Source organism: Streptomyces phyllanthi, assembly GCF_009377205.1.
GTDB lineage: Bacteria > Actinomycetota > Actinomycetes > Streptomycetales > Streptomycetaceae > Streptomyces > Streptomyces phyllanthi.
On the sequence record NZ_VJZE01000048.1, the window covers coordinates 25,808 to 33,981 of the forward strand.

General features: G+C 70.4%; 10 protein-coding genes. 4 read left to right on the forward strand and 6 right to left on the reverse strand.

What is annotated here, in order from left to right; all coding sequences use genetic code 11:
* Positions 1–14: 14 nt before the first annotated feature.
* Positions 15–1,412 carry a hypothetical protein gene (locus FNH04_RS10255; protein ID WP_152782572.1) on the reverse strand — a complete coding sequence of 466 codons (1,398 nt, stop codon included), beginning with the start codon at positions 1,410–1,412 and terminating at the stop codon, positions 15–17.
* 238 nt (positions 1,413–1,650) lie between these two features.
* Here FNH04_RS10255 and FNH04_RS10260 point away from each other — a divergent pair, with 238 nt between their 5' ends.
* Positions 1,651–2,181, forward strand: a complete 531-nt coding sequence (locus tag FNH04_RS10260; RefSeq protein WP_152782574.1) for a flavin reductase family protein — start codon at positions 1,651–1,653, stop codon at positions 2,179–2,181.
* A gap of 6 nt (positions 2,182–2,187) precedes the next feature.
* On the opposite strand, the gene FNH04_RS10265 is transcribed toward FNH04_RS10260, so the two are convergent.
* The 3 genes from FNH04_RS10265 to FNH04_RS10275 all read right to left on the reverse strand — a co-directional run bounded on the left by FNH04_RS10265 (position 2,188) and on the right by FNH04_RS10275 (position 4,403).
* On the reverse strand, positions 2,188–2,682 hold the full coding sequence (locus FNH04_RS10265) for a hypothetical protein (RefSeq protein ID WP_152782576.1): 495 nt from the start codon (positions 2,680–2,682) through the stop codon (positions 2,188–2,190).
* 93 nt (positions 2,683–2,775) lie between these two features.
* Positions 2,776–3,933, reverse strand: a complete 1,158-nt coding sequence (locus FNH04_RS10270; protein WP_228031263.1) for a CPBP family intramembrane glutamic endopeptidase — start codon at positions 3,931–3,933, stop codon at positions 2,776–2,778.
* A gap of 155 nt (positions 3,934–4,088) precedes the next feature.
* Positions 4,089–4,403 (reverse strand): hypothetical protein, encoded by a 315-nt coding sequence (locus FNH04_RS10275; RefSeq protein ID WP_194236619.1) that lies wholly within the window; start codon positions 4,401–4,403, stop codon positions 4,089–4,091.
* A gap of 243 nt (positions 4,404–4,646) precedes the next feature.
* Between FNH04_RS10275 and FNH04_RS10280 the strand changes: the two genes are divergently transcribed.
* From FNH04_RS10280 to FNH04_RS10295, 3 genes are all read left to right on the forward strand, one after another.
* On the forward strand, positions 4,647–5,132 hold the full coding sequence (locus FNH04_RS10280) for a DUF6325 family protein (RefSeq protein WP_322722861.1): 486 nt from the start codon (positions 4,647–4,649) through the stop codon (positions 5,130–5,132).
* Between the two features lie 30 nt (positions 5,133–5,162).
* A complete protein-coding gene (locus FNH04_RS10285) occupies positions 5,163–5,420 on the forward strand; it encodes an SHOCT domain-containing protein (protein WP_152782578.1) in 258 nt (85 codons plus the stop codon).
* 237 nt (positions 5,421–5,657) lie between these two features.
* Positions 5,658–6,065 (forward strand): DUF7144 family membrane protein, encoded by a 408-nt coding sequence (locus FNH04_RS10295; protein ID WP_152782580.1) that lies wholly within the window; start codon positions 5,658–5,660, stop codon positions 6,063–6,065.
* A 164-nt stretch (positions 6,066–6,229) separates the two neighbouring features.
* Here the strand turns inward: FNH04_RS10295 and FNH04_RS10300 are convergent, their stop codons facing one another.
* Together FNH04_RS10300 and FNH04_RS10305 are read right to left on the reverse strand one after the other, a co-directional pair.
* On the reverse strand, positions 6,230–6,892 hold the full coding sequence (locus tag FNH04_RS10300) for a response regulator (protein ID WP_152782597.1): 663 nt from the start codon (positions 6,890–6,892) through the stop codon (positions 6,230–6,232).
* A partial coding sequence (locus tag FNH04_RS10305) for a sensor histidine kinase (RefSeq protein ID WP_152782582.1) occupies positions 6,889–8,174 on the reverse strand: 1,286 nt, incomplete at its 5' end. The genes FNH04_RS10305 and FNH04_RS10300, both read right to left, overlap by 4 nt.

Here is an 8,174-nt window from a genome sequence, read left to right on the forward strand (position 1 = left end):
TCGGCGTGGGCGGCTCAGTGCCAGGTCGTGTCCTGGTTGCGGATGCGGTCGGTGATGTAGCCCGGGACGTAGAACCTGTCGTAGTAGGCCGCGTCCACGTTGTGCAGCTGGATCATGAAGTTGCACTGCATCGGGCTGAAGTTGACCGGGTAGCGGCCGTACTTCTCGACGTTGTGCCGGACGTCGCGCTTGACCGCCTCGATGGTCCAGTCCTCGTAGCGCAGCCGTGGGTTGCCCCGGAAACTCTCCAACTGCTCCCGCTTGAAGGGGAGTTCGTCGAGGTCGGAGCCCGATGCCCCGCCCTTGCCGAAGAAGTCGCCCTTCTTGCCGTAACGGTAGGCGACCACCGAGTCGACGAGCTCGTCGACGCTGTCCCACCACGGCGCGGGGTAGCCCCAGCTCTCGAACACGTCCTCGCGGCCGATCGAGTACCGCTGGCCGTTGACCTCGTTGAACGCGAAGCCCAGCCCGTTGGCGATCTCCGGGAGGCTGCCGAGCACCAGGTCCTCGGCGAAGCCGCAGAAGTTCCAGTAGCCGAGACCGAGCGCCTCGGCGGCCAGCTTGGCGTTCGCGATGGCGTGCCCCACGACGTAGTCGCTCGCCTGCAGGCACAGCTCCTCGAACTTCTTGTGCGGGTAGGGGAGCGTGAGATTGGGGTGCTCGCGCAGGAAGTCCGCACCGACATTGGGCTCGCCGTCGTCGTCGACGATGTACCAGCCGGCCCACTCGTAGAAGGTGAGGAGCAGGTTGATCTGTTCGAGCGCTATCTCACCGACCGGGATGATGATCGAGGTACCGGGCTTGTTGAAGTTCCACTGCCAGGCACCCATCAGCCGGTTCGGTACACCCCACGACAGGTCGATACGCCGGTCGGAGAGCTGGACGAGCCCGTCGCGGTACCACTGGAGGATCTTGTAGTAGTCGTCCGGGCCCTCGATCTCGACGGGCTTCTCGCGCTTGCGGGTGGGCTTCCAGAAGAACGTTCCGCGATCGTTGACCAGGAAGAAGTGCACCTGCGAGTCATTGCAGGGACCGGGGATCGTCCGGCCCGCGACGCACAGGAACGTCGCCATGTCGACCCCGCACGGAAGGTCCATGACGATCTGGCCGTTCGGGCCGCCGGCCGCCCAGAGGACCAGCGCCTCCTGCACCTCCGTCAACGGGACCGGCTCGGCCTGGGACTTGTACTTGAACTCGCCTTCGGGAAGGAGCTGGGGCAGCCCGGTGGCCGGGTGGATCTCCTCCTCGCCCGTCTCGTAGGTGAAGCCGCGACCGAACCGGCGGGTCCTCAGCTGGGACAGCAACTGGAACACCGGCGGGGTGTTCTCGAACGCACGAGTGAGATCCGCCTGTTCCTTCTCGGTCGGCTGGACCTTGCCGTTGGTCTTGACGTCGTATGTGATCGCCGACATCTGACCGCCTCCTCAGGGGTGCTCGTGAACCGACGCGGTCCAGGCTGAACCCCGACTCTCGGCCGGACGTAACGCCGGTCACAACGTCAGCTCAACACGGCGCGTTGACGGGCGGTTGAGACGGCGTTGGGACATGTGTGAGAGCCCCGGCGCACGCTGTGCCGCAGGTACGGCGACAACCCGGGCAGCGGCCACCGCTTCGAACCCACGAACCGCCACGACCGGAAGGGGCGGCGACATGACCGAGTCCACGCACTGCGAGCTCGACCTTTCCCCTCGATTCCGTGACGCCATGGCGGCTTTTCCCTCCGGCGTCACGATCATGACCACCGCGGACCGGTCGGGACGGCCGTGGGGGTTCACCGCCAGTTCGTTCTGCTCGCTGTCGCTCGACCCGCCCCTTGTCCTGGTCTGCCTCGCCAGGACCGCCCGCTGCCATCCGGCCTTCTACCAGAGCGACGACTGGTCGATCCAGATCGTGGCCCCGCGCCATCTCGCCCTGGTGACCAGGTTCGCCACCAGCGGCGCCGACAAGTTCGCCGGAGGCGAGTTCACCCCCGACGACCGGGGGGTCCCGGTCCTCCCGGACGCCCCGGTCACCCTGACGTGCGCGGCCCACGCCCGCTACCACGGCGGGGACCACAGCATCCTGGTCGCCCGAGTCCAGGACGTCACCCTCCTGGACGACCGGCCCCTGCTCTACTTCCGGCGCACCTTCCAGCCGCTGGCCTGTCCCCGTGACGTCACCGCCTCGGGTGAGGACCGGTGAACCGGCTCAGTCGGCGTGGAGGACCGCGATGCTCGCCTCACCCTCGCCGAACCGGGAGAACAACTCCCCGAGGGAAGCCGGACCGACGTGGTCGATGAGCAGCACCGCCTGCTTCGCGCCGTCCCTCTCGGCGGGGACGAAGTCGGTCGCGATCTCGCGGCACAGCAGGGTGACCCGGTCGTCGTCCCCGGCATCGTGAGGAAGACCGGCGAGGTGCTCGCCCAAGTCGTCCGGCCGGTCGGCCAGATCGTGGGCGAGTATCTCCCGGGAGGCCGTGACGCTGACGGCGAGCCGGTCGCCGTTGCGCCGGTAGCGGGCCGAGAGGTCGAACGGCAGCAGGTGGAACACACCCTCCGCGCCCTCGTGCCCTCGGTTCAGCAGCATGGAGACCATGCGCTCACCGGGGTCACCGGACGTGACGTCGACGGCGAGGAGCACTCCGGCATCGTCCGGGCCGAACGGGGGAACCGCCGTGATCCACATGCGTGCTGAGTCCTGCATGAGGGGCATCCAAGCACGCGGCACCGACAGCCAGGGTCCGGGCCCTGGCGTCGGCCGTCTCTCCGGCGGCTCCCCACGGGCAGGGCGGGCGCGTCAGTGCGGGCGGGAGTCGGACGCTCCGGGCTCGGCAGGCGGCGGCTGGGCAGGGGAATCATGGCCGTTCGCACCGGAGATGTGACCGTCCGGTGGGGGCGGTGCGCCGTACGGATGCGACGCGCCGTACGGGAAGGGGGCGTCGTACGGGCCCCGGGCGACGTACTGGTGGGAGACGCCGTACGGAGACGGGCCGTGCCCGGTCGGGGCGCCGTACGCGGGTGACTGCCACGGGGCGGGCAGGGGCAGCGAGGGGGAGAGGCTCACCGGGCGGTGGCGCCGGGCGAGCCACAGCACCATCGCGGTGTAGATCACGGTCACCGTGATGCTGATGACCGCCTGCTGCCAGGGCGCGTCGGCCGAGGTCTCGTCGGACGACAGGCCGTCCACGACGGCGGCGGCGAAGCCGAAGGCCGTCAGGTTGTTCACCACGTGCAGTGCGATGCCCGCCTCCAGCCCGCCGGTGCGGACCGCCAGCCATCCCGTCGCCAGGCCGAAGACCGCCAGGTCGATGAAGCCCCACACCGTGCCCCAGCCGTGAGCGGCCGCGAACAGCAGCGACTGCGGCAGCGCCGCGATCCACGGCGACCGGAGGAACGCGCCCGCCGCCTGTGTCAGCCAGCCACGGAACACGTACTCCTCCGCCGCGGCCTGGAACGGGACGAGCACCACGAGCACGGCCATGGCCGACGCGAACGTGCGCCGGCCCACCCATACGGCGGGAGCGGCCGGGTCCGGCTCCTGGCCGGGCAGGAACAACAGGGCCCCCATCAGCAGGGCGATGGCCGGTACCGCGGCCAGCAGACACCACACCAGCCAGCGGACCCGCAGCCGCCCGGTGACCGACGAGACCGTGCCCGCCGGACGCCTGCCCGTCCAGCGCACGGCCAGCAGCACCAGCGGCAGGGCGATGGCTATGGTCGCCAGTTCCAGTGCGGTGTTCGTGGTCGGACCGAAGTCGATGCTGCCGTCGGGCAGTTCCGGGTATCCGGCCGCGTCCCCCACTCCGTAGGCGACGAGGCCCAGGACAAGGATCGTCATGAACCAGCCGCCGCCGACCAGCAGTGTGCCCAGCACCGGCCGCCACCAGGCGAGACGGTCCGTGTAACGGGCCATGCGGTGATAGGGGAGTGGATCGAGCAGGGGCGCTGTCGTCATGGGGACCAGCATCCCGGCACAGCGCGGGCAGAGCATCGGCCCAGAGCATGATCACCGGCTCCACCTGAGGGCAGAGAGCATCACCGGCCTCGGGGCGGAAACCCCACTGCCGCTGACCGAGGACCGGACGGCCTCAGACCGAGGACCGGACGGCCTCAGGCCTCCTCCAAGGCCTCCCCGAACTCCCGCAGCACCCGGCCGTGATGACTGTGGGCCAGCTGGTGTCCGACCGCCAGCACCAGCGCCACCGGCCATTCGAGGATCTCCAGGCAGACCAGTGCGCCCACGCCGCCGAGAAAGGCGAGCTGCTCGGGCGGGGGCAGTTCAAGACGTGTGCCGAACGCATCGAGATGTACGGCGTGGTGTCCGACAGCGCGGTCGGCGGCCGCGCCGGCCGTCCGCGTGTCCGCGCCGGGGGCACCTGACTGGACGGGGCGGGCATCCTGGGCGCTGACAGTCGATGCGGTCATGGTTGCCATCCGTTCCATCGCCTCGCCGCCGACCCGGGAACCCTCCGGCGACGCGTTCTGGCGTTCTACCTTCCTGTTCAACCCTAGCCAGGGCATGAGGGCGGCGCATGGCCACGATCCGGTGCCGTTCCGGACCCTGCCGGGGGCCGGCAGGGTCCGGGGACGGGGACGCCCCGGCCGACATGCGGATCACCGGGACGGGTGGTCCACTGGGTGAGGGGCTTCTCTGCATGAGGAGTTGCTGTGAGTGACGAAAAAGACGAACTCGACGAATTCGGCGAATTCGAGGACGTGGGCCCCATCGACTACCTGGTGGTCGAGTATCCGGGCACCCGTCCCACCGGAGAGGCCTTTCCGTTTCTCGTCGACCTGGTCGACCGGGGCCTGATCCGCATTCTCGACCTGGTCTTCGTCCGCAAGGACCTCGACGGTTCCGTCGTGGCGGTCGAACTCTCCGATGTCACCCGAGAGGGAGCCCCGGAGCTCGCGGTGTTCGAGGGAGCCTCGTCGGGACTGCTGGGTCAGGACGACATCGACGAGGCCGGAACGGTGCTCGGCCCGGGCAGTACGGCGGTCATCGTGATGTACGAGAACGTCTGGGCCGCACCGCTCGCCCGTGCCATGAGGCGCAGCGGCGCCCGGCTGGTGGCCGCCGGAAGGATCCCCGTACCGGACGTCGTCGCGGCCCTCGACTCGCTGGAGGCCGCGGGCGCGGGCGCCAGGCAGTGACCGTACGCAGAGCACAGGGAGGTGCCGACCATGCCAGGTCTCCTTCGAGGCGTCGCCCGCACCGCCGCCGTCGCGGGCACGGCGACGGCGGTGTCGAACCGTGTGTCCCGGCGGCAGGCGGGCCGGTGGGCACAGCAGGACGTACCGAGGACCGGAGCGCCGCAGCAGTTGTCGGCGTCACCGCAGGACAAGATCGCTCTGCTGAAGGAGCTGGGCGAACTGAAGGCACAGGGCGTGCTGACGTACACCGAGTTCGAGGACCAGAAGCGCAGGATCCTCGGTGAGTGACCACGAGCCGCGGACGGCCTGAAGATCCTTCCGCTCGCCGTCACCGTGTCCGCGTGTCCGCCGGCCGGATCATCCAGTACGTACTCGTCGCTCTGCTGGCCGCCGCCGCGCTCAAGAACTGGATCAGGCGCGAGAGCATCGAGAACCCTGATCGCGGCGCTTCCGCTGCCGTCCTCATCCGATCCGACCGTCAGACAACCCGCCGACAACCCGCGCGCAACGGACAAGGAAGACGTCATGGCTCAGGCGACATACCGACGCCCCCAGCGACCCGCGTTCGCCACCGGCCTGGTGGCATTCGGCGCGACCATGCTGGTCATCGGCGGCATTCTCGACGTGTTCCGCGGCATCATGGCCATCGCGGACGACGACATCATCGTCAGCACGCCGAACTACGTGTTCAAGTTCGACACGACCGGCTGGGGATGGATCCATCTGATCCTCGGAGCCCTGGCCGTCCTGGTCGGCATGAGCCTCTTCAAGGCCCGCCCCTGGGCGCGTTTCGTCGGGGTGTTGCTGGCGGGCCTGCTGCTGATCGCCAGCTTCCTGTCCCTGCCGTACTACCCCGTGTGGTCGGTCGTCCTGATCGCGGTCTACGGCTTCATCATCTGGGCGCTCTGTGTCGACCGGCCGCGGGACAGATGACGCCACCGTGACGGGATGAGGGCCGCAGCCACGCGCTCCGGGGCGGCCTTCCGGCCGCAAGCTGACCCCTCACTCGTGTTCCCGGGCCGGGTGATCGAATGGCGCGGCCCGGCGCCGTGCGTGCTGTTCGGGCAGGGTGGGGAGCCGCCTGCCCCACCCATGCGCTACGGCCGTGTCTGGCTGTTGCGCCACACCCAGGCCGCGATGCCGACGCGATTGCGTGCGCCGAGTTTGCGCTGGATGTTGGCCACATGGGTCTTGGCGGTGCCGGCGGTGATGAAGAGTGCGGTGCCGATCTCCGCGTTGGTCCGTCCTTGGGCCACGAGTCGCGCGACCTCGGCTTCCCTGTCGGTGAGGGGCTCCGTCGAGCCCCGGTGGTGGTCGCTGGAGCGCGGGGCCAGGTGGCGCAGCAGTCGTACGGTGATGGACGGGCTGATGAGGACGTCGCCTGCCATGGCGGCGCGGACCGCTTCGGTGAGCAGGGCGGGTCCGGAACGTTTGAGCAGGAACCCGCAGGCGCCGTTGGCCAGCGCCGTGTAGACGTACTCGTCGAGGTCGAAGGTGGTGACGACGATGACCCTGGTCGGTTCCGCCGTGTCGGGTCCGGCCAGCAGGCGGGTGACCTCCAGGCCGTCCGGTCCGGGCATGCGGATGTCGGCCAGGACGACGTCGGGACGGAGCCGACGGGCGCAGTCGATGGCCGTGGCACCGTCGGCGGCCTCTCCCACGGTGCGCATGTCGGGTTGCGCGTCCAGGATCATCCGGAAGCCGGTCCGGATGTCGCGCTGGTCGTCCGCCACCAGGATCCGGATGGGCGCCGTGGTCATCGTGTCCGTGGTGGCCATGGTTCCTCCGATGTCGTCGCCGACGTCGCTCCTGCGGGCATCCGCGCCGAGGGAGACATCGGCAGGACGGCCGTGACCTGCCAGGTGCCCGGGGCGGCGGGGCCCGCCGTGAGAGTGCCGCCGAGCGCTTCCACTCGTTCGGCCAGGCCGATGAGGCCGAGGCCGTGGCGGCGGTGTGCACCGCCGACGGGGTAGGCGGGGGCCGCGTCCGGACGGCCCGCCGGGGCACGGTCGTTGGCGACGACGACCACCAGGCATGAGCCGGTGCCGCCGTCGTGCGGGGGGCCCGGGGCGCCCGGGCCGTCATCGCAACCGATGCTGATCTCGATCCGGGCGGCCGTGGGGGCGTGCCGTCGGATGTTGGTCAGGGCTTCGGTCACCACCCGGTAGGCGGTGGTGGCAGTCTCCCGTCCCGACGCTGCCGCCGCCTGGTGGTCGACGCTCAGGCGGGGGTTCGAGGGGCCCATGGCCGCGAAGTGACCGACCAGGGCGGGAAGGTCGGCCAGCGTGGGCACGCGGGGCGGAACGGGGCCGGCGGCCGGTTCGCCGTCCGTGTCCCGCAGCATGTGCACCGTTCGGTCCATCGAGGCGAGGGCTCTCTGCCCCGCCTCCTCGATGCGTTTCAGGGCCGCACCCACCTCGGGCTGCCCGGCCAGCACATGGGCGGCGGCCTGCGCCTGGACCACCATGCCGGTGACGTCATGGGCGACGAAGTCGTGCAGGTCCCGGGCGAGTTCCAGCCGCTGGGTCCGGCGGGCCGCCGCGACGGAGCGCGCCCATGCCTCGTCCACCGAGCGCAGATGCAGGCCCACGGCAACGGCGACGCCCGCACCCAGCGACCAGTACGCCGTCGTCAAGAGCATGTTGGACATCGACTCGGGCCACACGACCCGTACCATCAGCCCGGCCTCGGCCAGACAGATCACCGCGATGGCGACCGCGGCCCGCCCGAGCGCCGCCGCCCGCCTGGCCACCAGCACGGTCAGTGCCAGTAACGCCCCGGCCTCGCCCACGCCCCATACGGCGATCGGGGTCGTCACCCCGCCGCCGGCGAGCAGCACCGGGGTCACCCCGGCCGAGACCAGTGCGGCGAGTGCGGCCAGAGCCGCTGTCCAGGCCCGGGTGCGCTCGGGGAGTACGACGAGGACGACAACCGCGGACACGGCGAGGACGGCCGGGAGGGGGACCAGCGGACCGGCGGTGACCACTCCCACGACGGCCAGCGCGCCCACCCCGGCGGCTGCCGCCCTCGGTAACCACGGCC